Origin of the sequence: Priestia sp. LL-8 (assembly GCF_036227845.1) — a bacterium.
GTDB lineage: Bacteria > Bacillota > Bacilli > Bacillales > Bacillaceae_H > Priestia > Priestia zanthoxyli.
The window spans coordinates 3,351,230-3,376,856 of the sequence record NZ_JAZAQH010000001.1; the positions used below are offsets into that span (position 1 = coordinate 3,351,230).

Consider the following 25,627-nt stretch of genomic DNA (forward strand, 5'->3'; position numbering starts at 1 on the left):
TTATGTCACAGACAATATAAAAATATAACCGAAATGAAAAAATTGTTAAGCCCTACCTATTTGCTTTTATCCCTACTCTTCTAATCGGTATGCCTACCATAAACATGATTGAAATTTCAGCGTTGGGGTAAAAACTACTATGAATTTATTTCTATACTTATAAGGGGGATTTTTCAATGAGCAAACATAAAGGAACCGTTAAATCGTTCAACCAATCAAAAGGATCTGGATCTATCACACCCGAGGACGGATCAAAAGAAGTGTTCGTTCACTCCAATGCGATCGACCATGAGGAATATAAAAACCTGTCAGAAGGACAAAAAGTAGAATTTGAAATCCAAGAAGGAGCTAAAGGACCCAGCGCTATAAAAGTACACCCAGTTGACTGATAGAGTGACATTTACATACAGGTTATCGGTAGACTCTCGAATCAAATACCCTTCGAATAAAAACACCTCTTCGACTTTTGTTCAAACGAGGTGTTTTTTTATATGATGCAAATAATTCTACATTCAAAATTAGTTACTATTAGCTATTTAAAAAACAGTTCTAAAGTTATCAGACAAGTATCCAAACATTTCCTCTATGAGTGAATACAGTATAGAGTACTGCAAAGAAAGGATGATTATTATAAAAAAGTATTATTTCCATTACAATGATAACGATGATAAATATTATGTAGAAAAATCTTATCCTTACAAGAAGAAAGCTTCCCTTAACAATAAGAAAGAGCAGCTTCAAGAAGACGCCCCTGAGGAAGCACGCGGCTGGGCTTATGGTCACGAAGAAGCTAGCTCTGAAGAATCACAGGTTTGGACTTATGGACGCGCAGAAGACATCTATGAGGAATCACATGATTGGGCTTCTAAATATAAAGAAGATAAAGACAAAAAAGGAAGCGCGCGGGAGTCAGCATTTAGAGCGCTCAATTTAACGATGCCTCAAAATGTTCCTGCAAATACGTTTGTAAAAGCAGTTTTCCCAACTGAACAATTTGATTTAGCAAATGAATATAACCCGATTACTTCTACCTTCCGCCCCAAAAAAGATGGCGTATATTCCATCATTGCTACAATTGGATTCTCTCCTAACGACCAGATGCTAGATTATAGAACTCGTATAGAAATACGTGTAAATGGGACAACCGCTATCGCTATCGATAACGATTTCTTTGGCGGGAACACACCGTTTGTTAATGCGGTATCCGTGTCTACTATTTATAATTTAGAAGCTGGAGATCGCGTTGAAGTTTTTGTTCAAAGCAGTATAGCTGGTACAATCGTCACATCCGAAGATGGCTCACATTTTGAAGCAGCGAGATTTCCTTCTCCAACAAATAACTAACACTAGCTTTTAGACAAAAGCATCAATCCCCTCTTTTTAGATCGCTTCATTTCTCTAAAGGAGGGGATTGATATGAACGTTAGTGGTTTAAAGGTTCGTAGAAAATTTTTAAATGTTTGTATGTACATAATTCTTTACCAGATTTATAACATGAATCCAGTGTATAAAATCATGTACTTCTATGTAGTCTGCTACCTCACTCACGCTTGCTTCGCTAACTTTTCCGTTACGCTGCCAAGCTCTTCAACTAACCCACTTAAAAATTCCGCCGTCTGGTCAATGATCTGCAGCGATTGCAGCTGATGCACGGAAGCAGAAGAAATGCTGCTGCTGCTTACAGCCGATTGGTTGGCAAAAGCGGTCATATCGCTGACGGCATGGAGCACCTGCGTAGATCCGGCTGCTATTTGCTGTGCGGAAGCAGCCGTTTGCTGAATTTGTTCGTGAACGTACGTAGATGCGTTGGCGATTCGATTAAAAACATTTTCCGCTTCGTTGGCTAGTAAAATACCATTTTTCACATCGGCTGTTCCTGATTGAATGAGGGCTACGGCTTGAGACGTTTCTTGCTGAATATGCTGAATGAGCCTTGCTACTTGTTCGGCTGACTGATTGGATTGTTCTGCAAGTTTGCGAACTTCCGATGCTACGACCGCAAACCCTTTACCATGTTCGCCTGCGCGCGCTGCTTCAATTGCAGCATTTAGCGCCAGTAGATTTGTTTGTGCAGCAATACCTGAAATCACACTCATAATATCGTTGATTTCCGCAGAACGTTCTTTTAACTGATGAATAACGCTAGCTGCATGCTGAACAGAAGAATCGATTGTATGAATTTGTTGAATTGCTTCTTGAATTTTTTCTTTTCCCTGAACCGCTTCATTTGCTGTTTGATCAGAAGCTTCGCTGACTGCTGCTGAAGCCTCGGCTATTTTGGTTACGCCTTGCGTCATCTCTTCTAGAAACTCACTGCTTTTTTGAGCCATTATTACCTGCTGCTCAGCTCCTGCGGCTAGCTCTTGCATTGAAGACGTTGTATGATGACTAGCCGCTTGCGATTCTTCTAAGTTCCCCTTTAAGTCTTCAACCGTCTGTCTTACCTGCCCATTCGTTTCATGCAGCTTTTTCATCATGTCATAAATGATGTGCTGCTTTTGTTCATTTTCCTGCTGAAGCTGTTCTGTGTATTTTTTCTTGGAAGTAATTTGCCAAGCGGTTGCCCCTGATGTAAAAAGCAGATAAGCCGCGTGAAGGCAAAGCATCGAAAAAGAATAAGAAGACGTTCCGAAAATAATCGGTGTAAAAAATGGCACGAAAAATCCAGCTAGATGCTCGACGACAAAAATACCCGTCATTAACAATAACAGCTTTACATTTTCATAGTAGGAAAGAATGGCTATCACCATAAAAATTGAAAAGTGATACTCAACCATTCCTCCTCCGCCTACCACCGTGCTGATACTTGAAAACGTCAGCGTTAGCGTCACAAACGCAGGTACTAGCTCATGCTTTTTAACGTACAGCACAAGCAGCACACCAAGAAAAAGAATAGGAAGCATCAAAAAGATCGATGACACTTCGCCTGGCGTTGAATTATGTTCCATGGACATGCCGGACATACCCATCGGCCAAATACCATGAATGATATGTATGAGCAGAGAAAGTATCACTGCTCCGCTTGATAAAACAACCATTAATTTATCTTTATTCATATTTATCCCTTTCTATATTAGACAATACTTTCTTCATCTATAGAATCGGCTACAGATTGGTTTTTTTTATAGAAATTCACGTTATTTTTCCCCTGTCGTTTTCCTTCGTACAGCGCTTGATCCGCCTGTTTTAACAGCTCTTGAAACGATTCTCCGTTTTCTGGATAATAAGCGGCTCCAATTGTCGATGTAGCTGTAAAGGTGCAGGATTCAATACTCCATTCTTTTTGAAGCTCTCGGTGAATTCGTTCCATAATCTGCTGTATTTCCTCGCTCCTTTCAATCTGCCGAAGCAAGATAACAAATTCATCGCCTCCAAGGCGATACACTTCGTCACATGTGCGAATGCAAGACGTTAAACGATGCGCGTACTGAATTAAAAATGCATCGCCGATATCATGACCAAATTGATCGTTCACTTCTTTAAAATTATCACAGTCTAAAAACAGCAGGCCAAATCTTTCTTTTTGTTCGATCGCAGCCTGCACTTGTTTTTGCAGCATCATTCGATTCGGCACCCCCGTCAAACTGTCATGAAATGCCTTAAACTTCAGCTGATTTTCTAATTTTTTTTGCGCAGTAATATCGGTTTGAATCAGCACGTAGCTTGAGATGCGATGATGAATATCTGTCAGCGGAACAATGGTCTTATGGCTCCACACGATGACGCCTTCTTTTGTTATGCTTTTGACTTGCCCTCTCCAAACCTTTCCTTGTCCAATACTTTCAAGAACCCGAAGATCATAGCTTACATTAAATAACTCGTATGATTGTCCAATTAGCTCTTCTTTTTCATAGCCAAATATCGTACAGAACATATCATTGACATACCTAATCGTTCCATATGGATCTAGGACGCTCACAATAGCGGACTCATCAAGGGCATACTTCATGTTTGCTAAATCTTTCACCGTGTTTTCCAACTTTATTTCAGCTACCTTTTCCTTTGTAACGTCCTGAGCAATCAAGTAAATACCAATCCATTCATTTTCCACTATGATGGGCACGTTTGTAACATATAAATAAATCATTCCTTTTTCTTTGTGCCACGCTTGGATTTCTTTACTGTAGCTTTGGTCGTATATGATGTGATGCAGAGGCAAAGCACGCACATCAATCTTCAGTTCTTCTAGCAGCTGCATGTAAGAACTGTTGATGATATCCTGCGCACCGTAGCCGAACATTTGCTCACAGGCAGGATTTGCTTGAACAATTTTACCGCTTAAATTCATCATACATATGGCGTTTTCATGGTTCATAAAAAGCGACTTATACTGCTCCATGGTTTGAGCTAATTCTTTTTTTAACTTCTGGATATTTTTACTCATCACTAATAGGTGCGTACTATTGTCGGTATCATCAAAAATTGGGGTAAGCGTTGTTTCAAACGCTTCAGCTTCATCTGAGAAGATATTTATGTCATGGTAGGTAACTGGCTTTTTTGTTTCCATCGCTTTCATATAGTAAGGGTAAAGGGAGTGATACGCCCGCTCAGGGAGTACGCTTTTTAGCCGCATGCCCGCTTCTCCTTGGCACCGTACAAGCTTAGCAGCCGCTTTATTCATTTTTTTATAATAAAGATGTTGGTTCTTTACTTCCGCTAAAAAAACCAGCTCATTCATTTGATCAAAATAAAATTCAAACATATGATTTTTCAACATGGTAGGATGCATCTCCTTCGTTTTTTCACAGATGAACGCCCCCTGTACTTTACACTTCTGTATGAAATATACACTAGATCTTTTCACACACAAACACAACTTTAAATGTACAAACAGTAGTTCTTTTGTATCATTACCTACCCTCCTTCACAAGAAGGGTAAACATGATGAACAAAAATAAAAGAGATCCGAACTCATTTGATTCTAAATCAAGAATCAAACGCGTTCGGATCTTCCTTCAACTAAGCTACTGTTATTTTAGCCTCTTTTTTAAAAATCACTTAATTCCGTAATACTCTTCAAGCGTAATGCCTTTACTCTTAATCGCCTGCGCCACTGGCTTGCCTACATATCGCAAATGCCACGGCTCATATTTATAGCCGGTTACCGCATCTTTCCCTTTTGGATAACGAATAATAAATCCGTATTCTGCTGCGTGGGCATCGAGCCAAGCTGCTTCTTTTGTTCCGCCAAAGCAGTCTTGAGCAGCACATGTGCCGTCTCCTTTTGTTACATCAATTCCAAGACCCGTTTCATGTTCACTCGTGCCTGGCAGTGCGCTATAAGTTGCCGCTTTATCATAACCGTCTCGTTGAACATACGAACTAAAAAGCGCGCTTTGCGTTGCATGTGAACGGTAAGCTGATACGCCAAGAAGCGTAACGCCTTGTTTTTTCGCACCCGCAAATAACTGTGCAATAGCAGCGGCTGCTTCACTGCGCATTTTTTTCTTTTCCGTTTGTTCTTTGAATGTAAATGGAATCGTTGTATATACTAAATCTTTCGGAACGTAGTTTTCCGGAAGCTTGTTTTGTTTATTCACAACAACTTGTATACTTTCAGGGTTCGAAACCACTTTCATGCCAGCTAATGCTCGTACGTATTGACCGCTTACATAACCAACCTTACCTTGATACGTAATTTTCAGCCAGCCGTTTGCTGCTTTAGCCGTTACGTCGAGCTGTGTGCCGGCTTTAAGTGTTGCCATAACCGCACCAGAAGTTGAAGCAGTTGTTCGAACATTTAAATTCGCCGTTGCCACATAGACAGAAGCTGCTGGAGCTGGAGCCGGTTCAGAAGAACCCGTTGATTCCTTTACGTACTGCGTGCTCACATAGCCCGTTTTGCCTTGATAGCTTACTTTTAGCCAGCCGTTCGCTGCTTGTTCTGTCGACGTTAGCTGCGTGCCTTGTTTGACCGTTAAAACAATCGCGCTTGACGTAGATGGACCGCTTCGAATATTTAAATTTGCCGTTGTTACATAGGTTTTGGTCGTTGAACTCGCTGACTTTTTAACATACTCACTGCTTACATAGCCCGTTTTGCCTTGATAGCTTACTTTCAGCCAACCGCTTGCTGCTTGTCCAATTACCGTTAGCTGCGTGCCTTGTTTAACCGTTGCAATAATCGCGTTGGACGTCGATGGGCCGCTTCGAATGTTTAAATTCGCCGTTGTTGTATATGTTTCCGCCGCTGCGCTTGCGACAGTTGGCTCACCCGTAAAATGTAAAGAATGAAGACCTAGAGTTCCTGCCCCTACAAGTGTAAAAGCAAGACCTGTTACCGCTAATTTTTTGTAAAATCTTTGTTTGTTCACTTCTGTCATTTTTTATACCTCATTTGCAAAATATAATAGAAATATATGCTGCTAGTTTAATAGGTTAAGTGAAAACAGGATCCGATGTTTAAGCTCAACCTTAACTAAACAACATTAAGTAAAATTATTCGACGTCTAGAGGCTTACCATTACTTCGTTCCAGCTAGCACGTACTTTTAGAATACAGGATAATCGTGTCAAAAGTATATCAAAATATTTCAAACTTGTTTCCAAACTGATACATTTTCAACAAAAATAGAATAATAGCGCAAAAACAGCAAAAAAACCCTTACGTTTACGCCCAACTGCTTAGGGTAAAAACAACTAAAAACAAAGATTGAGATGGTGATAAAATGAACATGGCAACGGGTTTTTCCTCAACTGCGTTTCGAGAACCTCATACATTAAAACAGCATATTTTTGATACGCTTCATTTCTACTATCCTGCTTGTATTGACAAGAAAAACGGCGGGTACATCCATGAATACTACGACGACGGCACCGTCAACAATACGCATTCAAAGCACTTAGTAAGTACGGCGCGCTTTATTTATATCTTCAGTGTAGGGGCTCTTTTAGACGGACCGGATTGGTGCAAAGAAGCAGCTCAGCACGGCATTCGTTTTCTACAAAACAACCATTATGATAGAGAGCACGGCGGGTATTTTTTTGAAATAGCCGATGACGGCGAAGTAAAAGATGATTCTAAACAAGCATATGGCCACGCTTTTACGCTTTTAGCTTCTTCCATCGCATATCAAGCCGGCATTCAAGAAGCAAAAGAAACCATTGAACAGGTATATAGCGTGATGGAAAAGTACTTTTGGGAAGATGCGCACGGCTTTTACCGAGACGAATGGGACGCATCGTGGTCAGCTGCTTCTTTCTATCGGGGCCAAAATGCAAACATGCATATGTGTGAAGCGATGCTTTCTGCCTTTGAAGCAACAAGAGATAAAAAATACTTAGACCGAGCGTACACGCTTGCAAAAGGCGTTACTCAGCAGCTTGCTGAACGATCTGGAGGCATGATTTGGGAGCATTATGATACAGACTGGCAGCCGGATTGGGACTACAATAAAAACAATACAAAAGATGAATTTCGTCCGTACGGCTTTATACCAGGACATCAGTTTGAATGGAGCAAGCTGCTTTTATGGCTTGATCGGCACCGTTCGGAAAACTGGATGACAGAACGTGCAAAGTATTTGTTTGATAAGGGCTGGAACGGAGGCTGGGATGCTAAGTACGGAGGTCTTTACTTTGCGCTGTCCCCTCAAGAAGAGGTCATTGACCCGGATAAAAACTACTGGGTGATGGCCGAAGCCATTTCTGCGGCTTCACTGCTCGGGGTAAAAACCGAAGACAGCGGGTATTGGAAAGCTTACGACGCCCTGTTCTCCTACTGTCAGAAACACTTTATTGATCACACATATGGAGGCTGGTATCAGCTGTTAAATCAGCAAAATGAACGCTACAGCTCGAAAAAAAGCCCCGCGCCTAAAGCCGATTATCACCCTGTTGCAGCCTGCTATCAAACGCTGATTGCGCTGAATTCTCGTTAAGATCATAATAACAAAGAAACCGTTTTCTTCCAGATGCGTTTATTTTTTTTATTTAAGGGAATTTACTTATTAACAATCAATGTTTCTACAATTCAGAAAAATCTCGACTATATATATGCAAGGAGTGAGGACGATGTATTTTTACGCGTTAGCACAAGGAACAGATTCTGGAGACCCAGTGACACTGCATCATGAAAAGAAGTTTTCGAAAAAAGAATTTTTAGAGATGTTTAATGAAGCGTTAGATGAGCTGGATACGCATCCAGCTCCGGCGGATGTTGGTGAGTACCTTTGCCGTGCGTACGGATTTCAAGAAATTGAAATCGAGACGGGTGTTGTCTGCTACTGCGCACCTTTTAGAAAGCTAGACGACTCGGATATCATAGAAGACCGCACGTACATGGATGCCACGACAGGGACACTAAAATACAACTAATAGAAAACGAAAGGTTGGATACGTGTGAAAACTGTACAGAACATTTATCGAACGAGTGAAGCTGTACCAGAATCCGGTGCTTACATTTGCGCTGAAGGCGAAATTAAGATTTTTCAAAAAGATGACCTTTTTACACCGTGTCCACACACACGTGAATCCACGACGTGGAAGCCTGTAGATGACGCCTTTTCAACCGGAGAATTGGTTCCGCAAACCGGTCGCTATACCGACGAAAACGGCAATCAAGTAAAGTTAAAAGAAAACGATTTATTTCCAAGGTGCCTTCGTTCAGGTGAGCCTACGACGTGGAGGCGCGGATAACAAACAACAAAGAGGCTGGGACAAAAATATTTTAGCCCAAGTGAAAAACGAACCATTAATCAACATGTTTGATGAGTGGTTCGTTTTTTGTGATGGTGAATATAGTTTGATCTCCTTTGTTCGCCTTTAGGTTGGATTCATTTAGTTATGTCTCACCCTCTTTTATTAAAGCTTATTTAAAAAATGAATTCTTTTTTCTTCCTTTTAACAGATCTCCCGTCCAGCCTTTCATTTTTAAATAGAGATAAAGAGCAACCGTTGAAAGAACAATTAAAATGAGCGCGTAGATATAGCCAAACTTCCAATCAAGCTCCGGCATCCCTTTGAAGTTCATTCCCCAAAGGGCCCCAAAAGCGGTTAAAGGTGTACTAATTGCTGTTAAAAGCGTTAAAGCTTTCATAATCTCATTTCCTCTGTGAGTAGACACAACTTCTTCTAATTTAATTAACGCGTCAAATTCTTTTTGATATTGTTCAATTAGCGTTAAGCCGATTTCGATTTTTTTGCACATCCGCTGATATTGAATCGTTTGGTTAATTTTTTTATGAAACGCTTCTTCGATTCCCATTGTGACTTCTCGAACAGAACTGATTAGATTTGTCCATATAAGCAGGTCATAGCGCGCTTTATGAATTTCATCTAACACGTCGATGTTATTATTATGGCGCACTTCCCAAAGAAGCTCTCTGAAATGACTTTCAAACTGATCAAACCCGTTTAAGTGCTTTTTCATAATTTCACCTAAAAGAATAAAAAAACTTTCCGCCGTATTAGCAGACTGCTTCATGCGTTCAATCATTCGTTCATGGTTGGTTTGTTCGAGGATTTTTAAATCAAGTCCCGCGGTTATAATAAACTCCTCGGTAATATAAAAGTGAAACGAATCGTAATCCCTTTGATCAAATGACTTCTTATGATAAATGAGTGAACCATAAATCAGCTCACTTTCTCCTACTACATCTACTTGAATGTGATTAGAGTTTTTCTTTTGCAGCTGATGGCAAAACCATTCATCTCGTGGGTACTGATAGTCTTTAAGGACATCAGCTATTCCATCTGCTTCTTCTACATCAAACTGATACCATTTCCATTCGTCGTTCGTCACGGTATTCATACTTTCCCTCTTTCCCCTTTTATTAGGATTTTTCCCTATATACAATCAATTAAAACCTCACATATTAAATAAACATACATTTCATATACATCTTTATTTCAAAAGTGCTATAATAATAGATACACTGCGCGTATGCGCGATGCTTCATCAGTTTGAGAGGAGAATAATAGTGAAGAAAGATATCGCTTTACGTTCTTATCTGCTAGAGAATGCACCAAATATGACCGAAGAATGGTATGAATCTTTGGACAGAAAATCTTCTGAAGGCGTTTATATCTCTAATGACCCTGATGTCATTCAACGGTTAAAAGCGCAAAACTATGAATTTCATTTATATATCAGCAACATCTTTATAGAAGAAGAAAAGAGCTTTTTTGACTCTTTTAACACGTGGCTAAATAAAGTTTCTAAAGATCAACACCATCTCCAAACTCCCATTCAGTGTATTATTAAAGAGTTTATGAACGTCCGTAAACAATATTGTGATTATATTCGTCAGTTTGCAGAACTTCATCATGACGTGACTCAACAGCATATCGATAAGTGGAACGAAAAAGTAGTAAGAGTATTTGATATTATTATCTTAAAATTCATTACAGAAGCTCAAAATTATGCGTCAAGTCGTCTTCGTTCTCAGCAGGAAATGATTCATGAACTAAGTTCACCTGTTATTGTGATTAAAAAAGACGTGGCTCTTTTACCATTAGTTGGTGATATTGACACGACAAGAGCTAAAATGATTCTAGAAAGCACGTTAAAACAGTGTGCAGAAAAGCAAATTGCTCATTTGTATATTGATTTATCAGGCGTTGTGATGATTGATACAATGGTCGCACACGAGCTATTCCAGCTGATAGATGCACTTGATTTAATCGGCGTCAAATCGATTTTATCAGGTATCCGCCCTGAATTGGCCACTACTGCGATGCAGCTTGGACTAAAATTTGACCGTATACGGATTAAATCGAATCTTGCTCAAGCATTAGAAGATGATTCAAAAATTGTAATTGCTTCTAGTACTCATTAATAAGTAGATTTATAAAGACAAAAACAGCCTTCTCAGGCTGTTTTTTATCTTTTATTTTCTATGATGAATACGTTCAGAACCCGATTCATCCTTCGTTTTCTTTTTATTTTTCTCTTCTTTTTGTTCAAGCCTTATGTCTTCCATTGGCATAGGGTCCACCGTTTCTTCTTCTTTAAAACGCTCAAATAACGTTTCGTCTTGATCTGTTACACGCTGCTCCGTTTCATCTCGTTTTTTTGGTGTATTTGAAATAGATCTTTTCTCGCGTTCTCCCATCTTTTCTCCTCCTTTATTATAGGTGAAGCAATTATGTGTTCATAAAGTCTCCGCCGTTGACATGAAGCGTTTGACCCGTCATATAAGATGAATCATTGGATGCTAATAGTACGTAGCAGCCTACGTGCTCCACAGGATGTCCGGGTCTGCCCATCGGCGTATCTGTACCGAATTCTCCTACTTTATCGCCTGAGAAAGTAGACGGAATAAGCGGCGTCCAGATTGGTCCCGGCGCTACGGCGTTCACGCGAATGCCGTCTTTGACAAGCGCTTGCGCCATGCTGCGCGTAAAGCCGTTGATCGCTCCTTTTGTCGCCGTATAATCAATGAGCTGAGGATTTCCGCGATAAGGATTAATCGACGTTGTATTAATGATTGCACTACCTTTCCCTAAGTAATCAAGCGCTTTTTTCGTAAAATAAAAGTAGGAATAAAAGTTCGTTTTGAACGTTCGTTCAAGCTGTTCACTCGTAATTTCCTTAATGCTTTCTTTTGGATGCTGCTCTCCGGCATTGTTCACAAGGATATCAAGCTTTCCAAGCTCACTCACCGTTTTTTCTACCGCTTCGTTACAGAACGATTCGTCTCCTACGTCTCCTGCAATCAGCAGGCATCTTACACCTTCTTCTTCAATGCGGGCTTTTGTTTCCTCGGCGTCGCTATGTTCATTTAAGTAAACGATGGCTACGTCCGCTCCTTCTTTCGCATAAGCAATGGATACTGCTCGTCCAATTCCGCTGTCTCCTCCGGTAACTAGCGCTACTTTTCCTTTTAATTTTCCTGTACCAATATAATTATCATCCTCATAAATAGGGAGAGGATTCATCTCGCTTTCAATACCCGGCTGGCGGTCTTGCGTTTGCTGGGGCTGACCTTGTGTTTGTTGATCTTGTAAATTCATTTTAATCTCCTCCTATTTTTGATGGAACTTTTTAGTATAGTCTACGTTTAGCCTTCCGTTTTGAAGTTCAAACATCTTTTTTAAAAATTTATGATGTTTCTATTCTTTTTTACTATCTTAGAAAATTTATTGAAAACAAGTTTAAAGTTGGAAACAAGGGCTACAGAATGAGTAGAAGATGTATGTCGGAACTATCTTTTTATCAGGAGGTTTGGTTGGTGTATGAAACACATTCAAGTAGCAGAAAACCAAGAAGAGGCAGTCTGCGTCATCCGTTCTTTTTCAAAGAATGGATTTACAAACAAAGATATTTATCTGCTAGCCTATGATAAAGAGTGGGCTCAGAATTTAACGGAGGCAACACGCACCAAAAAATACAGAATGGCAGAGCAAGGAATTTTTGAAACGGCGGTCAATATGCTTCTTTCAAGAGAAGATGAGCTTTTTTCAAAGATGGCTTCACTCGGCTTATCTAATCAAGAAGCAAATCAGTATATAGAAGAAATGAAACGAGGACATATCCTGGTTATTGGCGCACAGAGTCAACACATTCCCTACTAAAACAGCGGAAACGTTTTTTATCAGCTTATAAGGGTATTTAGTAAAATAAACCATTTTTTATCAAGAAAGGAAGTTATGACAATGTTAAACTATTTGGGCATTCAGATAGGCTCTCTTTACTTTCCTACTAGTATTCTTCTTATTACACTTCTCGTATTAGCCGGCTTTTTTGTTTATTTCTTTTCTAGAAGAAGAAAAAACCGACAGCAGTCACGTGATCACAATGAAAAAGCGTGAAGCCAAGCTCCACGCTTTTTCATTATTTACGAGATTCTTTTTGCAAAGGCGATTTTTCAATGGAACGCGTAAACCGGTAAACATCAAGTTCTTGTCCTACCTCTGAAGGCAAATACCCAAACGTTGTGAAGCTGTCCACTGATTCCGGCTCAAGCGATAGAGACAATAAATTGTTTTGCGGCTGAGACGTTAAAAAGACGTAGCTTCCTTTTGGGAACGTCACCGTTTTCGACTTGACGATTGTTTGCACATCTACATTTGGTTTGTTTTCGTAGACTTCATTTTCAATGCGGCTGCTGACCGAATACGCTTCTACTGAAAGAGCCGTTTCTTTCGTTAACTTGAAGCCTTTTACTCCTTGTCCCTGCAGTTTTTCTGCTAACTCTTCATGTCCTGGTTTTAAAAGATAAGCAGTCGGACGCTCGCGGACAAGCGTCGGAGCTGCTTCTTTTGCACTGTAGTACGTCACAGGAATTTCTTTAACAGACGCGCTTTCCACATCAACCATTTCTAACGTGGAGTTTGGTATTTTTTTATTTTCGCTGTTCACAACAATTGGATCATGATCATTTGCATTTTTTCCTTTTTTGACAAGCGCCGCTTTTTCTTTTGCAATCAGCGCTTTAATTTGTTTGGCGTGATCAGCTGTTTGCGTAATCAGCTTTTCTTGCGTAGCAATTTGCGCACTCACTCGCCGCGGAAAATCTTCTCGTCCAATACCGATCCCTCTGCTTTCGACTAAAAACGAAAACGATGGATACAAGCCTAGTGAGTTTCGGCCAATTCGCGGTTCAACTGAGCCTTCTTCTACTTCAAGCTGTCCTTGTTTATTCACTTGAGACGTATAGTATACTTCTCCTGAATATCCTTGCTTTTCAATGGCTGTAAGCGTACTGTTCACAAACAGCTCATCAGACATGTCTCGAATGCGCTGCGGAATATTTAAGTTCCGACCGGACTGCAGTAAAATATCGTGATACTTCCACACGCCTTCTTTACCGATATTTTTAAATCCGCTGCTGTACGGCGTATATTCATGAGCGTCAATGACGACTTCTGGTGAAAAACGGTTAAATTCAGCTCTTACGCTCTGCACTTCAGGGCTTTCAAGCTTTATGTAGTCACGGTTTCCGTCTAAATTATTTGCTAGCTGACGTTTAAATGCATAAGATCCGTCTGGATTAATGCGCGGCACAATGACAATGTTGACTTTATTTAACACATCTTTTCCAAAGTCTTCTGTCAAACGCGTCGCCACAGCGAGTACGGATTCACCGCTTGCCGGTTCATTACCATGAATTTGACTTTGAAGCCAAATCGTTGGCTTTTTGGATGTTTTTCCATCTGCAAACTTCTTTTCCTTTGAAAAATATAGAGCCGGAATGTCTCGTCCTTGCTGTGATTTACCGATAATCTTCAGCTTTACGTACGGGCTTTTATGAGCAAGCTTTTGGACATAGCTCATCATTTCTTCTTGAGTCGTAAATGCGTCTTGCCCTTTCATAAATGCCGGCGTTGCTTCATTCACCTTTATTTCCGGATAAAGCGCTTTAATTTTTTCCGGCTGACTATAGTCTTTTCCGTAATAAGGCATCTCAGCTTGTACCGCAAGCGGCGACAGCAATAATCCAATCGACAAAATCGCCGGCACGGCCGTTCGTTTTACAGTTTTTTTCATTCATTTACTCCTCCCCATCCCTTTGGTTAGACATTTTAAATTTTTAAAATATTTAAAATGTTACATAAATAATTATACCGTTTAAGGAAATAACTTCAAGATAAGGAAGATGAACCTTTTTAACTATTTTAACGTAGGAGACGAATTCTGTTTTATAACAAAAAGATTGGGACATAGCAGAATCAATTCAATATGAAGACGACCAATCAGGGTAAATGATCTAAACCGCTTTTCCCGCAGGAGTCTTCGCCTCGCCCTCTAATCCACTGCTAGAAGCAGCTGCATACATAAAACCTACATTCACCGTGATAATAAAAAACACGAACTATTAATCAATGTTTGATCGATAGTTCGCGTTTAAAATTAACTAAGATACTTTTGTCCAAGCTTTTACTCTATCACAAAATCCGCTTCTGCTTTTACCACTCCGTTTACAATAACAGACAGCGTATGCGTACCGCTGTAATGTTTTCTTGTGCTTAAATCTTTAAACGCATGCTTTCTTGTGACTGTCAGCGTTTGGCCTGCTTTTGCTTGAACATTTTTTAGCATAAACACTTTTTGAGTGCGGTTTCCTTTTGCTTTTACGTAATGAACTCCGTACTCTATGCGAAGCGGCATGTTTTTTTCTACCGATAGTTCAAAGGAAAAGTTAATGCTATCACCAATCGTAATGACATGCGGCTGTAAGCTAAGCCCTGTGACACTCACGCCCGGATCATCTCCATAGCCAAAAAGAGACAGAGCTTCAGGCTCTCCTTTTTTCAAAAGTGAACGGCACGCATGTTTAACAATCCAGTCCGTTTTAACGTCTTTTCCGTACCATCTTTTCATCACGTCAAGCATCCAATCTTTTTCTATGTAAGAAATATCATTTAAATGATTGGCTACGCTTTTGCGGACATAGAGCGATTCATCGCGTTTTAACTGTTCTAAAATCGGCAGCGTTTGCTTCGGATCTTGCTTTAACGCAGGTACTGATTGTCCCCATGGAAGTCTAGGCCGGCTTCCTTCACTTGCTAATCTTCGAATATGATGGTTTTCATCCCCTGCCCATTCAATCATTTGCTGGAGCATTCGGTTTTTATCTTGAATCAAAAACGGACGCACCGCAAATTCTGACGTGGAAAACGGCGTAAAAAAAGCGAGTGCTTTTATTGAAGCTTCCCAAGCATTCAATCCGTAAAGTTCAACGTAATCTGGAAAAATCGTACCTTGAAGTCCTCCTACTGTTGGAGCCACTTTATAGAGAATATGAAGCGCTTCTTCATAATCCGCCGGCAGCACTTCATGCATGGAAAGCGTAATTCTTCTCATGCGCTCTTTCAGCGCTAAGTCTTCCCAGTCCTGTTGAAAAACCAGCTCATGAAATGCTTTTTGATCAAATGAACTCATTTCACGTGAAAAAGCGTCGCTCAAGTGCGTAATCAATTCTTCATTAAATACGCTTTTACGTAATTCTTCAGCCATACTTATCCCTCTTTTCCAGGCAGTATTTTATTTTCTTTTGAATAAATCGCCCGCTCGTACATCCCTTTTTTAAAAATTTGCATAAATAGCTGCTTATTTTTAACTTCCTTGAATCCGTACTGACTGTACAAACCGTGAGCATCTTTTGTTGCCAATAAAATTTTTCGTACGTGTTGAATCGGCTCATAGCGAATCATCTCTTGTACCAGCGCCTTTCCAAGCCCGTTGCCTCGCGCGTGCGGAAGAATAAACACATCCGCCAAATAAGCAAACGTCGCAAAATCTGAAATAATTCGTCCAAACCCTACTTGTTTATCGCACTCATCATACACGCCAAAACAAACGGAGTGTTCAATAGATGTTTGAACAAGGTGAAGCGGAATTCCTTTTGCCCAGTACGATTCATGATGAAGGTACGAGTAGATGACATCTATATCAAGTTTTTCTTTATTCGTATGTATGATAAACTGTTGTTTTTCTTTCATGCTGTATCCTCCTTGCTTTTCTATCATAGCACAAATGTTCGCCATAGAAAAAAGCCTTTTATAGAGAAAAGGCTTTTTTCGTTAGTATGATATTTTTTTAGTAACGGAAGGTTTTTTTCGATAGCGTCTTCCCACTATGTAAATAAGCGGACTGCAAATAAATCCAACACGCTCTCTCCTTTTACGTCCTTCTCTTTTATCTCTTCGGTTAACATATCTGTTTTTTAACAAAATACCCCTTTTTATTTGCCAACTCTTTACTTACATGATGCATATGCTCCATATTAACAAGCGCATACTAGCTGTAGAAAAGGGGGCGAGTAGTCAGTGGAAAATGCTCGAATTAGCGGATGGCAACTGTTTGTGTTAATTACGCTCTTTGAGATTGGCAGCGCCTTTTTAGTCGGCTTAGCGATGGACGCTAAGCAAGATGCTTGGATTGCCATTTTAGTTGGTATGATCAGCAGCTATGCACTCATTTTTATTTATTATCGCTTGCACCGCTATTATCCAGATTTAGCTCTGACGGAGTACATTGAAAAAATTATTGGAAAAGTGCCGGGACGCGTACTGGCTTTTCTTTACGTATTATATTTTGCTAACGGAGCCGCGCGGGTACTGCGCGATTTCGGCGCGATGCTTCTTACTTTTGTATATCCTGACACGCCGCTGTTTATAGTGAACGCTTTACTGATGCTCGGAATTATCTATACGGTTCGCCAAGGAATTGAAGTGATGGCACGTTCGGCGGAACTGCTGTTTTTCTTCATTTATGTACTCGCCGTCGCTGGCTTTATTCTTATCTTCGTTTCTGGCCTTCTTGATTTTTCAAGCCTAAAGCCGATGCTTGAAAACGGTATTTCTTTAGTGCTGAGGGTTGCCTACAGCCAGACGCTGTATTTTCCTTTTGGAGAAGTCATTGTATTTGCCATGATTTTTCCTCATACAAAAAATGTAAAAAAGACCGCATTCATTGTATTCAGCGCAATTACGTTAAACGGCATTAACCTTATGATTACTATGATTGTGAATATAGGTGTGCTGGGCGTTACCTTAACATCGAGATCTGCTTTTCCGCTTTTAAGCACTGTTCAAAGCATTCAATTCGCAGGTTTTTTAGAACGGCTTGATGTGTTTTTTATGGTGGCTTTAATCACTGGCGGCTTCTTTAAAATAGGTCTGTTTTTCTACGCCACTGTGCTGGGCCTGTCCCACGTGTTTGAGCTTAAAAACCCGTCACCGCTTGTATTTCCAATTGGCTTAGTCGTTTTGTTTTATTCATTGTCCCTTGCTCAAAACTATTTCGAACACGTATATGAAGGGTTAAAAATCATTCCGTTCACTTTACACCTTCCGTTTCAAATTGTCATTCCTGCTCTTTTACTCGTGATCGCATTTTTAAGAAATCGAAAAAAAACACAGTCCGTCCCTGTGAAAAATACCGCAGAAAATTCATAGTATGTCCATTTCTCTATTGGATTTAATCTCCTAAAATTATACAATATAGTCAAGAAGCCAAAAGGAGAACCAATATGATTGGATTAATTCTTTCTATTTTAATATTTAATATTCTTGCTTTTAAAACAAACAAGCGCTTCACAGCAAATCAAATTGTACACATTTGGATGTTCACCATTGCTGCTCAGCATATCTTTGACGTCTTCATTAATTTCAAATTTCACGGCTACTGGTATTTTACACAAGAGACAGACTGGCAAGGTATTTTTGCCTATACTGTTCTCATTCCGCCTGTAAACATGCTTTTTCTTACCTACTATCCTTTTGCCGGGAAAATCACAAAAAAAGCCGCCTATATTTTACTTTGGTCGGTTGCTGTTTTACTTTATGAAGTAGTGGCCCTTCTCCCTGCTCCATGGGGTTATTTTCACTACGGATGGTGGACGTGGTGGTATTCGCTTCTGCTAAATCCGCTGCTGTTTTGGATGGTGGTGCAGTATTACCGGTGGGTGTGTAAGTTGGAGAGGAATTCTAGACCAATATAAGTAATCAATGAAAGAACAGCTTTTCTGCAAAAGAAAAGCTGTTCTTTGATGAAATCTATTATTTTAAAGCACTATCCTTCTTCTCCCTCACAAACTCCACCACAGGCCCCACAATAATACAAATCCCTGCGATAATCAGCCAGCCAAACGCCAGATACGTCCAGCCTTTAAAAAAGGAAAGCGTATATTGATAGCCCGTTAAAAACATCACACCTGGAAACAAGAGGACAAATAAGAATGTAAGTCCCAGCGCCCAGCGCGTACAAAGCTTTGCGTCTTTATTTAACTGTTGTTGTGGATCCATACGCCACTTCCTCCCTTAATGGTTCATCTCCATGTTCATCAAAACTTTTAAATTTGTCTTTTAGTTCATCAAAGTCAAATTCTTTTTTAGCAAGCAAGCCGTGTCCAATTGATATGACACCACTGATGATAAAAACGGTAGAATTTCCAATAAGCATTGGATACAGTCCGCCAAGGGCTTCCACATCAATGTGACCGTTAATCAAGTAAGCAGACGTGTTCCATGCGACAACGCCGCCAACCATTCCTAAAAGCGCGCCGTAAAATGCACCTGTATTCGTCGCTTTTTTCCACATCAGTCCAAGCGTAACGGGAATAACGGCTCCGCTGACGAAAATACCCATGGCCATATACACAAATCCAAGGCTAATTCCTAAGTAAAACAGTAAAATGGAAAACACACCCATCGCAAGCCCAAAACCAAGCGTCACTTTTCGCGACGTGCTTAAGATTTTTTTACTGCTTGCTTTCGGATTGATAGAACGCAGGTAAATGTCCGTTACGATAATATTCGTAATCGCCGTTAATTCAGCTGCTCCTGTCGACATCACCGCCATAAACAGCATCGTTAAAAACAAAATAGAACCTAGATTTCCAAGCACGTGTGACGCCATAACGGGCGCGATGGAATCTGGTGAATCTACAGCAATTCCAAGCCCAGCCGCACTTACACCTAGGAAAGTGGCAACCGCAAACGGAATCGAAAACCAGGCAATTCCGCCGTAAATATACGCTTTTGAAGCAGCGCTGTTTTTACTTGCGATGGCACGCTGCCAGTAAGCTTGATCTACAAAGACCGTACCGAAGTTCCCGATAATATTAATCATCCCAAACAAAAGGCCCGGCACCGATGCCATCGTAAGCATATGCTGTGATTGAGGCAGATTTTTCAACCCTTCGTACACGCTTGTTACGCCGAACTTATAATAAACGGCAGCAGCAAAAATAAATAAAATAATGAAAATAAAAACGGTGTTAAAATAATCAGCAACAAATGAGGCTTTTAAACCGCCAATCATGGTGTAGATGGTAAACGTAAGAGGAATTAAAAAAGCGGCAACAAAAATATTCATCCCAGTGAGAGAGTTTAAAGCAATGGCTCCTCCTAAAATAACCATGGCGGTCACAATAATATTTGTCATAAGAGCAAAGCCAAGCATTAAACGATGATTTTTCACGTCGAAACGCTGTGCAATAAATTCTAAAAACGTATGAGCGTTCGGTGCTTTTTTCTTCAGGTTAATCGCGACAATGGCAAACAGCAAAATTTGGATGCTTGCTCCCGCTGCATACCAATACGGTCCGCTAATTCCGTACTGATAGCCCGTGGAAGAAGACATCATTAACGTAGCGGCCCATGTCCACGCGGCGATAATGGACGCACTCGCCAGTCCAACGCCTACATTTCTTCCGGCTGTACTAAACTGCTCAGCCGTCATTTCCTTTCCTTGACGGCGCTGCATCATGATTGTAACGGCCGTAAATCCTCCTCCAAAAATCAGTAAAATAAAATACCCGACGCTTGATGAAAGCATCCTATCCCTCCCCTTCCTCTCAATGTTATATTTACTCACATTTAAATGTAAATAAAAGTAACATTTGTTAATAAAATACCACGCCGTAAAATTATTAACAATACTGTATTTTCTGATTATTAAAGAGTATAATTAGATATTTTCTCCTTTTACACACAAAAAAGCCGGCACATGTGCACCGGCTTAAGCATGAATTTTCGATTTCATCGTGTGCTATTTCCTCACATGAATGGTCTGATTAATAAAAAAACGACAACCACTCGGGCTGTCGTTTTTTTATTATTGAGATACCATTACTTTTTGGCGAACGTGCTCTAAGTGATCACGAACCGCTTCTGCTGCTTCTTCTGGCTCTCCATTTTTAATTGCTTCAAAAATACGCTCATGGTCGGCATCCGTTTGCTTACGATTTTCTTTTTGGCTTTTATTTAACGAATAAGCAAGCGCTTTTCGATACAAATGACCTAAATCTTCTACGGCATGAAGAAGGAATGAATTATGAGCTGCTTTCACGATATCATGGTGAAAACGATAGTCCGCTTCATGTCCAATTTCTTCACTGTTATGAACCGTCTTTTTAAATGCTTCTAACGATTCTTTAATTTCAATCAGTTCTTCATCTGTGCGGCGCAGCGCGGCTAAGCTTGCTGCCTGCGACTCAATGATAATACGCATTTCAATTAATTCAAGAACCTGATCTGCTTCAACCATTTCAAACGTCATTGGATCAAGCATGCCCACTAAGTTTACACGCTTTACGTAGCTTCCTCCGCCTTGTCGTGATTCAATCAATCCGCTTGCAGAAAGAACGCTTAGCGCTTCACGGATCGGTGCGCGGCTCACTCCAAACATTTTTGACAGTTCATGTTCCGACGGCAAACGAGACTCTGGCGGGAACGTTTTCTCTTTAATCATCTTTTTTAATTGATCAAGCACTTGACTAGACACTTTTTTACGCTCAATAGGTACAAACATACTTCTATTCCTCCTCCAAGTAATTATCTCTCTCTCTTTTTTTAGTTTTCATCGGACCCAGATTAACTATGTGTATTCCGATTTATGTAAACGCTTCAATCTTTGTATTACAAGTATACATTATTTCAATTCAAATGTGTTGATAAAATTTTACTATTATTGTTATTATACCATGAAAACAAGTTATAAATGAATAACGATTCATGGTTTTTTGACATAATACCACTATCTTACATATAATCCGTATACAATCATAATCGCCGCGTCCGCTAACGCATGGCTGATGATGGCCCCTTTGATACCATATCGCTCTCTTATATACGCCCACATCATACCTGCTGAAAAGACGCCTATTACCGAGATCACATTAAACGGAAATACAAAAACAGGAAGGATAATGAATACGTGATAAAGCGTATAAAAGCTTGATGTAACAGCGCTTGAAGCAAGTACAGAAACATGCTTTTTCACTTTATTTTGTATATACACCCGCCAATACATTTCTTCTAAAACAGGATTAATAAAAATCAAAATGACGGCTAAAACGGTAACTTCCCATCCGCTAAATCCCCATATTTGCAAAACCGCTTGCATATCTTCTACATGAAAGATTTTACCAAAAAAAAGCAGGCTGCTTCCAATTATAGCAGCGGCACATAGAACTCCGCTGAGAGTTCCCACATACAGAGATTTCTTTGTAAGCGCTACCTTAAAGTTAATTTTATTATTCGCATATAAAATCATAAACATCCAGCCGTAAAAGCAAACAAATGTTACCAACACATTTTGGATAAGCCACAAACCGAAAAAAACAAAGATTGTAGGCATGAACAGCAAAAACAAAAATTTTATCATGTTTATGGCGCACCTTCTTTAAAAGCCGCTTTTCTTTTACCTAGTAAACCTTTCGTATTCAAAAGGTTTACTATCTTTTATCTTATAAAAGTCCGGGGGTATTTTCAATTATTTTTTAATTCCTGCTCCAACTCACGAAGACTTTCAGCAAGCTTTTTCTTTTCCTCTTCAAAGTGAGCATCGTCTTTAAAAGCAGGAGCTGGAGGTTCTAGCTCTTCATTTTCTTTTAGCCAATCCGGCGTCATTTCCTTGCGAATGAAGCGCTTTTTATTAGCGTAGGAAATCGGCTTTTCAGCCTGTTGACTCGCTAGCGCTCGCTGCGATGTTACATAATGCTTATGAAAAAGATGCTGTTTAATATAGGCAAATGCTCGAATGGTATCACCGCTGTATTTAGGCACGTAGTGATCGAATGCTTCATGCAGTCCTGATAGCGCCGTTTCTATTGGTATTTCGCTTTTTGCGACTTCGTACATGTGCTTTAAATCACTGGCTGAAGGATACATCCCTCGATTTCTTCTAGCAATAAAAGCGGCTTCCAACGTTTGGACGTAAGCGTCATGCGCGTCTTCTTCTCTTTTTATTTGATTTGTATTTTTTGCTGTAGTCTCTGTTAATGACGCCTTCACTGTGACGGGCTCCGCTGCTTCAATTTGACGATTCCCTTCTGTCAAATTGACATCTTCGAGCTCTTCAAATTCATCCCTTGGCATAAGCTTTTCTAATTGCTCATAATCAATTCGGTACCAGACCGTGTTGTTAAATTTAGAGCGGTTGTATTTCCCTTTTATAATCAAGCCTTCTTTTTCAAGTTTTGAAATGATGCGTTGAATCGTTGAAAGCGACCAAAACGGAAACTGCTGCAGCCACTGCTGATTGGTATTGTATACCCACGTATATCCGTCCTGCACGTTTACGCTTTTTTCAAGCCAGTAGTGAAGCTGCTGAAGAAACAGCGCTCCGTTCACTCCTACTTTAACTGCAAGCGCCGGCAGTACAAGTAACGGCTGATCTTTTAATAATAATTTACTCATTACGTCATCTCCTTTGTTATGTAAAATAGCTACTATATATATACAAAGAAAACGGAAAAACGGGGATGCCACCTTTAAATTTATGTTAAAATATAGAAAAAAACGAGGTGAGCAGATGATACGTCAAGGGAGAATTGGTGATGAAGCGGGCATTGCCCACGTACACGTAGAAAGCTGGAAATCGACTTATAAAGGACTTGTTCCGGATTCTTTTTTAAATTCGTTGAACGCTGAAAAGCGAAAAGCCGTCTGGAAAAAACAGCTGGAATCAAATTCTGTTTTCGTTGCAGAAGAAAACGGTCAAATTGTCGGCTTCGCTTCTTATGGTAAAGAAAGAACCAACAAGCATCCTTCCTATAACGGAGAACTGTATGCCATGTATTTACTCACAGAGCATCAGCGAAAAGGAATTGGAAAAGCGCTCATGCATAAAATAGCGCAAGAATTGACAAACCAACATATACATACGATGCTCACATGGGCTTTTGAACAAAACGACGCCTGTCAATTTTACGAAGCGCTTGGCGGGAAAAGAATCGATCGCGCTGACGTTATCATTGATGGTACATCTCTCTCTGAAGTGGCTTTTGGGTGGGACACGCTTAAAAATTTGTAAGACAACTATCTGGACAGATTTTTTTCTTCACGGTAAACTGTTTAGTTGGTATAAAAAGAAAGGATGACTTACCGTGACGAATTCTACTTATCGAAACATTATTTTACTCGTTCTTTGCGTAACAGCAGGTATTGTTGATGTGATTGGCTACTTAAGCCTTGGCCATATCTTTACCGCGAATATGACGGGAAACATCGTGCTGCTCGGGTTAGCAATCGGAAACTCGCTTGAAACAACTGTTTTTCATTCCCTGACAGCTTTAGGAGGTTTTATTGTAGGAGTTGTAGGCGCTGCAATCCTAGTTGGAAACAAAGAAAAAACATTTTGGCCTAAAGCCGTAACGATTGCCCTTGGAATAGAAGGATTGATTTTACTTGTTTTTGCACTTTTATCTTCGTTTTCTCCTTCTTTACACTTAACTTACTTATTTATTTTCTTATTAAGCTCAGCAATGGGACTTCAAACAACGGCTGCTCGAAAGCTTGGCGTAGCCGGAATTTCAACAACTGTATTAACAGGGACGCTTGCTAATTTCTTTGAAGACGTAACGGCACGTTTGCGCAGCCCTCGCTACCGCAAAACGTTTACAACCGATGCGATTCTTCGCGCGCTGTCTCTTGTATTTTACTGCTTTGGCGCTGTTATCGCTGCACTTGCAGAGCCTGCTTATAAATTTGAAATTATTTGGCTGCCAATTGTGATTCTATTAGCCATTATCATTTTTGTCAGCACGAAGTTTCGTTCTGCTTCAGAAAACAAATAATAAAAAAACCCGTTTCGATAAAGAAACGGGTTTTTTTATTTTCCTGATAGGGCTGATAGAACGCCAAAAATAATTGCCGCTACAGGTCCTACAATAAATAGTCCTATTAAAATCGATCGTATAGCTTCCCACAGAAAGCGTAAAGGTCCTTGCCTGGACTCTGCTTTCTTCACTCTTTCCTCTAGGTGTTCGACTCTTTGCTGAAGCTTCGCTAATTCCCGCGTAACATCTATTTGTTCGCTCATCGCTCAAGCTCCTTTTTACTCTACATTACCATATACTTCCTTACTAACACTACTGTTTATTTGTGATCACTTCAATGCCGATTTCGCGGTAAGCATTTAACACGGTTTCGTTCACATGTTCTTCTGTAATGAGCCAATCTAGTGAGTTGGCTGAGCTGAACGTGTACGTTGAAGACGTATTGAGTTTTTTAGCTGTTACAATAGCCGCTACTTCACTCGCGCTTTTAATCATTTGACTTTTAATGTGCATTTCTTCAAGCAAAGGAATGCTCATGCCAATTTTCGGATCGATCGCGTATACGCCTAAAAAACAAAGATCCGCTCGAATTTGTTTAAGCGTATCAACCACGCTTTGTCCTACCGTGACCATCGATTCTTTTCGAAACGTTCCTCCAAGAGAAACAACTTCTACAAAGTCATGTTCCGCTAATGCAACGGTAATTAACGGACTGTTTGTAATAACCGTAACGTTTAAATTCTTTGGAAAAGCTTTGACGAGCTGAATATTTGTTGTACTTCCGTCCATCAAGAGCACCTGCCCGTCTTTAATTAACGGAAGCGCCGCAACGGCAAGTGAATGCTTAACATCCATCAATTCACGTTTACGCTCTTTGTAATCAACCGCAGACGTGGAACGCGGAAGCGCTCCTCCGTGTACGCGCTGCAGCAAACCAAGCGCGTCCATTTCCCGCAGGTCTCTGCGGATTGTATCTTCTGAAACGTTCAGCGTTTGACTAAGCGTCGTAGCTACAATGCGCCCTTCTTTTTCAAGCAAATTCATAATTTGTTTGCGTCTTTCTTGTTTTAGCATTGCTTGTTCACCTGTTTTCTTTCTGCTTTTTACTTTATTATACTTGTTTCTTTTGTAAAAACAATGTAAAAACGCTTGATTATAAGTGTTTTTTCGTTTATT

Annotated in this window: 28 protein-coding genes; 12 read left to right on the plus strand and 16 right to left on the minus strand. The window is 40.1% G+C overall.

Translation table 11 applies throughout. The annotated features are described in order from the left end of the window. Positions 1–176 precede the first annotated feature (176 nt). Both U9R83_RS17360 and U9R83_RS17365 read left to right on the plus strand, forming a co-directional pair. On the plus strand, positions 177–389 hold the full coding sequence (locus tag U9R83_RS17360; RefSeq protein ID WP_014459029.1) for a cold-shock protein: 213 nt from the start codon (positions 177–179) through the stop codon (positions 387–389). 448 nt (positions 390–837) lie between these two features. Further along, the gene (locus tag U9R83_RS17365; protein ID WP_042992470.1) at positions 838–1,344 is read left to right on the plus strand and encodes a hypothetical protein; all 507 of its coding nucleotides are present in this window, start codon (positions 838–840) and stop codon (positions 1,342–1,344) included. 200 nt (positions 1,345–1,544) lie between these two features. Here the strand turns inward: U9R83_RS17365 and U9R83_RS17370 are convergent, their stop codons facing one another. The 3 genes from U9R83_RS17370 to U9R83_RS17380 form a co-directional block, all read right to left on the minus strand. Continuing rightward, a complete protein-coding gene (locus tag U9R83_RS17370) occupies positions 1,545–3,056 on the minus strand; it encodes a methyl-accepting chemotaxis protein (protein WP_182421669.1) in 1,512 nt (503 codons plus the stop codon). Between the two features lie 17 nt (positions 3,057–3,073). After that, positions 3,074–4,717, minus strand: coding sequence for a sensor domain-containing diguanylate cyclase (locus tag U9R83_RS17375; RefSeq protein ID WP_182421671.1), 1,644 nt, complete (start codon positions 4,715–4,717; stop codon positions 3,074–3,076). Between the two features lie 277 nt (positions 4,718–4,994). Next, on the minus strand, positions 4,995–6,323 hold the full coding sequence (locus U9R83_RS17380; RefSeq protein WP_208733100.1) for an SH3 domain-containing protein: 1,329 nt from the start codon (positions 6,321–6,323) through the stop codon (positions 4,995–4,997). Between the two features lie 344 nt (positions 6,324–6,667). On the opposite strand from U9R83_RS17380, the gene U9R83_RS17385 reads away from it, so the two are divergent. The 3 genes from U9R83_RS17385 to U9R83_RS17395 all read left to right on the plus strand — a co-directional run bounded on the left by U9R83_RS17385 (position 6,668) and on the right by U9R83_RS17395 (position 8,636). Then, a complete protein-coding gene (locus U9R83_RS17385; RefSeq protein WP_140451238.1) occupies positions 6,668–7,879 on the plus strand; it encodes an AGE family epimerase/isomerase in 1,212 nt (403 codons plus the stop codon). Positions 7,880–8,012: 133 nt separating this feature from the next. After that, positions 8,013–8,315, plus strand: coding sequence for a hypothetical protein (locus U9R83_RS17390; RefSeq protein WP_115654515.1), 303 nt, complete (start codon positions 8,013–8,015; stop codon positions 8,313–8,315). Positions 8,316–8,339: 24 nt separating this feature from the next. Further along, a complete protein-coding gene (locus U9R83_RS17395; protein ID WP_176343689.1) occupies positions 8,340–8,636 on the plus strand; it encodes a hypothetical protein in 297 nt (98 codons plus the stop codon). A gap of 172 nt (positions 8,637–8,808) precedes the next feature. On the opposite strand, the gene U9R83_RS17400 is transcribed toward U9R83_RS17395, so the two are convergent. After that, positions 8,809–9,750 carry a magnesium transporter CorA family protein gene (locus tag U9R83_RS17400; protein WP_140451236.1) on the minus strand — a complete coding sequence of 314 codons (942 nt, stop codon included), beginning with the start codon at positions 9,748–9,750 and terminating at the stop codon, positions 8,809–8,811. A gap of 169 nt (positions 9,751–9,919) precedes the next feature. Here U9R83_RS17400 and U9R83_RS17405 point away from each other — a divergent pair, with 169 nt between their 5' ends. Further along, a complete protein-coding gene (locus U9R83_RS17405) occupies positions 9,920–10,777 on the plus strand; it encodes an STAS domain-containing protein (protein ID WP_042991999.1) in 858 nt (285 codons plus the stop codon). A 51-nt stretch (positions 10,778–10,828) separates the two neighbouring features. Here U9R83_RS17405 and U9R83_RS17410 read toward each other — a convergent pair whose 3' ends face one another. Both U9R83_RS17410 and U9R83_RS17415 read right to left on the minus strand, forming a co-directional pair. Beyond that, positions 10,829–11,053, minus strand: coding sequence for a hypothetical protein (locus tag U9R83_RS17410; protein WP_014459016.1), 225 nt, complete (start codon positions 11,051–11,053; stop codon positions 10,829–10,831). A 31-nt stretch (positions 11,054–11,084) separates the two neighbouring features. Beyond that, a complete protein-coding gene (locus tag U9R83_RS17415) occupies positions 11,085–11,954 on the minus strand; it encodes an SDR family oxidoreductase (protein ID WP_013058194.1) in 870 nt (289 codons plus the stop codon). A 222-nt stretch (positions 11,955–12,176) separates the two neighbouring features. On the opposite strand from U9R83_RS17415, the gene U9R83_RS17420 reads away from it, so the two are divergent. Beyond that, a complete protein-coding gene (locus U9R83_RS17420; protein ID WP_140451235.1) occupies positions 12,177–12,515 on the plus strand; it encodes a general stress protein in 339 nt (112 codons plus the stop codon). A gap of 81 nt (positions 12,516–12,596) precedes the next feature. Next, positions 12,597–12,752, plus strand: coding sequence for a hypothetical protein (locus U9R83_RS17425; RefSeq protein ID WP_014459014.1), 156 nt, complete (start codon positions 12,597–12,599; stop codon positions 12,750–12,752). 22 nt (positions 12,753–12,774) lie between these two features. Here the strand turns inward: U9R83_RS17425 and U9R83_RS17430 are convergent, their stop codons facing one another. From U9R83_RS17430 to U9R83_RS17440, 3 genes are all read right to left on the minus strand, one after another. Continuing rightward, positions 12,775–14,430, minus strand: a complete 1,656-nt coding sequence (locus tag U9R83_RS17430; protein WP_140451234.1) for a M14 family metallopeptidase — start codon at positions 14,428–14,430, stop codon at positions 12,775–12,777. Positions 14,431–14,820: 390 nt separating this feature from the next. Continuing rightward, positions 14,821–15,900 carry a DNA alkylation repair protein gene (locus U9R83_RS17435; protein WP_140451233.1) on the minus strand — a complete coding sequence of 360 codons (1,080 nt, stop codon included), beginning with the start codon at positions 15,898–15,900 and terminating at the stop codon, positions 14,821–14,823. A 2-nt stretch (positions 15,901–15,902) separates the two neighbouring features. Beyond that, positions 15,903–16,385, minus strand: a complete 483-nt coding sequence (locus tag U9R83_RS17440; protein WP_140451232.1) for a GNAT family N-acetyltransferase — start codon at positions 16,383–16,385, stop codon at positions 15,903–15,905. Between the two features lie 327 nt (positions 16,386–16,712). Here U9R83_RS17440 and U9R83_RS17445 point away from each other — a divergent pair, with 327 nt between their 5' ends. Both U9R83_RS17445 and U9R83_RS17450 read left to right on the plus strand, forming a co-directional pair. Continuing rightward, positions 16,713–17,843 (plus strand): GerAB/ArcD/ProY family transporter, encoded by a 1,131-nt coding sequence (locus U9R83_RS17445; protein ID WP_140451231.1) that lies wholly within the window; start codon positions 16,713–16,715, stop codon positions 17,841–17,843. A 74-nt stretch (positions 17,844–17,917) separates the two neighbouring features. Beyond that, positions 17,918–18,388, plus strand: a complete 471-nt coding sequence (locus U9R83_RS17450) for a hypothetical protein (protein WP_140451230.1) — start codon at positions 17,918–17,920, stop codon at positions 18,386–18,388. Between the two features lie 58 nt (positions 18,389–18,446). Here the strand turns inward: U9R83_RS17450 and U9R83_RS17455 are convergent, their stop codons facing one another. The 5 genes from U9R83_RS17455 to U9R83_RS17475 all read right to left on the minus strand — a co-directional run bounded on the left by U9R83_RS17455 (position 18,447) and on the right by U9R83_RS17475 (position 23,090). After that, on the minus strand, positions 18,447–18,692 hold the full coding sequence (locus tag U9R83_RS17455; RefSeq protein WP_050690391.1) for a hypothetical protein: 246 nt from the start codon (positions 18,690–18,692) through the stop codon (positions 18,447–18,449). Next, positions 18,667–20,226: a sodium:solute symporter family protein gene (locus tag U9R83_RS17460; RefSeq protein WP_140451229.1), complete on the minus strand. Its 1,560-nt coding sequence runs from the start codon at positions 20,224–20,226 to the stop codon at positions 18,667–18,669. The genes U9R83_RS17455 and U9R83_RS17460 overlap by 26 nt, the downstream gene beginning before the upstream one ends. Before the next feature lie 279 nt (positions 20,227–20,505). Then, on the minus strand, positions 20,506–21,201 hold the full coding sequence (locus tag U9R83_RS17465) for a FadR/GntR family transcriptional regulator (RefSeq protein WP_013058211.1): 696 nt from the start codon (positions 21,199–21,201) through the stop codon (positions 20,506–20,508). A 225-nt stretch (positions 21,202–21,426) separates the two neighbouring features. Beyond that, a complete protein-coding gene (locus U9R83_RS17470; RefSeq protein ID WP_243549648.1) occupies positions 21,427–22,056 on the minus strand; it encodes a CPBP family intramembrane glutamic endopeptidase in 630 nt (209 codons plus the stop codon). A 104-nt stretch (positions 22,057–22,160) separates the two neighbouring features. Beyond that, positions 22,161–23,090 carry a hypothetical protein gene (locus tag U9R83_RS17475; protein WP_243549650.1) on the minus strand — a complete coding sequence of 310 codons (930 nt, stop codon included), beginning with the start codon at positions 23,088–23,090 and terminating at the stop codon, positions 22,161–22,163. A gap of 115 nt (positions 23,091–23,205) precedes the next feature. Between U9R83_RS17475 and U9R83_RS17480 the strand changes: the two genes are divergently transcribed. Beyond that, a complete protein-coding gene (locus U9R83_RS17480; protein WP_014458991.1) occupies positions 23,206–23,706 on the plus strand; it encodes a GNAT family N-acetyltransferase in 501 nt (166 codons plus the stop codon). A 73-nt stretch (positions 23,707–23,779) separates the two neighbouring features. Then, the gene (locus U9R83_RS17485; RefSeq protein WP_140451225.1) at positions 23,780–24,469 is read left to right on the plus strand and encodes a YoaK family protein; all 690 of its coding nucleotides are present in this window, start codon (positions 23,780–23,782) and stop codon (positions 24,467–24,469) included. Between the two features lie 35 nt (positions 24,470–24,504). On the opposite strand, the gene U9R83_RS17490 is transcribed toward U9R83_RS17485, so the two are convergent. Both U9R83_RS17490 and U9R83_RS17495 read right to left on the minus strand, forming a co-directional pair. Further along, on the minus strand, positions 24,505–24,714 hold the full coding sequence (locus tag U9R83_RS17490) for a hypothetical protein (protein WP_182421692.1): 210 nt from the start codon (positions 24,712–24,714) through the stop codon (positions 24,505–24,507). 49 nt (positions 24,715–24,763) lie between these two features. Next, the gene (locus U9R83_RS17495) at positions 24,764–25,525 is read right to left on the minus strand and encodes a DeoR/GlpR family DNA-binding transcription regulator (protein ID WP_243549652.1); all 762 of its coding nucleotides are present in this window, start codon (positions 25,523–25,525) and stop codon (positions 24,764–24,766) included. Positions 25,526–25,627 lie beyond the last annotated feature (102 nt).

Bases quoted from the DNA above. Each gene is read 5' to 3' on its own strand.
- U9R83_RS17470 (WP_243549648.1), bottom strand. From the start codon at position 22,056: ATGATAAAATTTTTGTTTTTGCTGTTCATGCCTACAATCTTTGTTTTT.
- U9R83_RS17440 (WP_140451232.1), bottom strand. From the start codon at position 16,385: ATGAAAGAAAAACAACAGTTTATCATACATACGAATAAAGAAAAACTT.
- U9R83_RS17375 (WP_182421671.1), bottom strand. From the start codon at position 4,717: ATGTTGAAAAATCATATGTTTGAATTTTATTTTGATCAAATGAATGAG.
- U9R83_RS17450 (WP_140451230.1), top strand. From the start codon at position 17,918: ATGATTGGATTAATTCTTTCTATTTTAATATTTAATATTCTTGCTTTT.
- U9R83_RS17410 (WP_014459016.1), bottom strand. From the start codon at position 11,053: ATGGGAGAACGCGAGAAAAGATCTATTTCAAATACACCAAAAAAACGA.
- U9R83_RS17390 (WP_115654515.1), top strand. From the start codon at position 8,013: ATGTATTTTTACGCGTTAGCACAAGGAACAGATTCTGGAGACCCAGTG.
- U9R83_RS17465 (WP_013058211.1), bottom strand. From the start codon at position 21,201: ATGTTTGTACCTATTGAGCGTAAAAAAGTGTCTAGTCAAGTGCTTGAT.
- U9R83_RS17415 (WP_013058194.1), bottom strand. From the start codon at position 11,954: ATGAATTTACAAGATCAACAAACACAAGGTCAGCCCCAGCAAACGCAA.
- U9R83_RS17475 (WP_243549650.1), bottom strand. From the start codon at position 23,090: ATGAGTAAATTATTATTAAAAGATCAGCCGTTACTTGTACTGCCGGCG.
- U9R83_RS17400 (WP_140451236.1), bottom strand. From the start codon at position 9,750: ATGAATACCGTGACGAACGACGAATGGAAATGGTATCAGTTTGATGTA.
- U9R83_RS17370 (WP_182421669.1), bottom strand. From the start codon at position 3,056: ATGAATAAAGATAAATTAATGGTTGTTTTATCAAGCGGAGCAGTGATA.
- U9R83_RS17460 (WP_140451229.1), bottom strand. From the start codon at position 20,226: ATGCTTTCATCAAGCGTCGGGTATTTTATTTTACTGATTTTTGGAGGA.
- U9R83_RS17490 (WP_182421692.1), bottom strand. From the start codon at position 24,714: ATGAGCGAACAAATAGATGTTACGCGGGAATTAGCGAAGCTTCAGCAA.
- U9R83_RS17430 (WP_140451234.1), bottom strand. From the start codon at position 14,430: ATGAAAAAAACTGTAAAACGAACGGCCGTGCCGGCGATTTTGTCGATT.
- U9R83_RS17480 (WP_014458991.1), top strand. From the start codon at position 23,206: ATGATACGTCAAGGGAGAATTGGTGATGAAGCGGGCATTGCCCACGTA.
- U9R83_RS17495 (WP_243549652.1), bottom strand. From the start codon at position 25,525: ATGCTAAAACAAGAAAGACGCAAACAAATTATGAATTTGCTTGAAAAA.
- U9R83_RS17360 (WP_014459029.1), top strand. From the start codon at position 177: ATGAGCAAACATAAAGGAACCGTTAAATCGTTCAACCAATCAAAAGGA.
- U9R83_RS17385 (WP_140451238.1), top strand. From the start codon at position 6,668: ATGAACATGGCAACGGGTTTTTCCTCAACTGCGTTTCGAGAACCTCAT.
- U9R83_RS17425 (WP_014459014.1), top strand. From the start codon at position 12,597: ATGTTAAACTATTTGGGCATTCAGATAGGCTCTCTTTACTTTCCTACT.
- U9R83_RS17435 (WP_140451233.1), bottom strand. From the start codon at position 15,900: ATGGCTGAAGAATTACGTAAAAGCGTATTTAATGAAGAATTGATTACG.
- U9R83_RS17455 (WP_050690391.1), bottom strand. From the start codon at position 18,692: ATGGATCCACAACAACAGTTAAATAAAGACGCAAAGCTTTGTACGCGC.
- U9R83_RS17420 (WP_140451235.1), top strand. From the start codon at position 12,177: ATGAAACACATTCAAGTAGCAGAAAACCAAGAAGAGGCAGTCTGCGTC.
- U9R83_RS17380 (WP_208733100.1), bottom strand. From the start codon at position 6,323: ATGACAGAAGTGAACAAACAAAGATTTTACAAAAAATTAGCGGTAACA.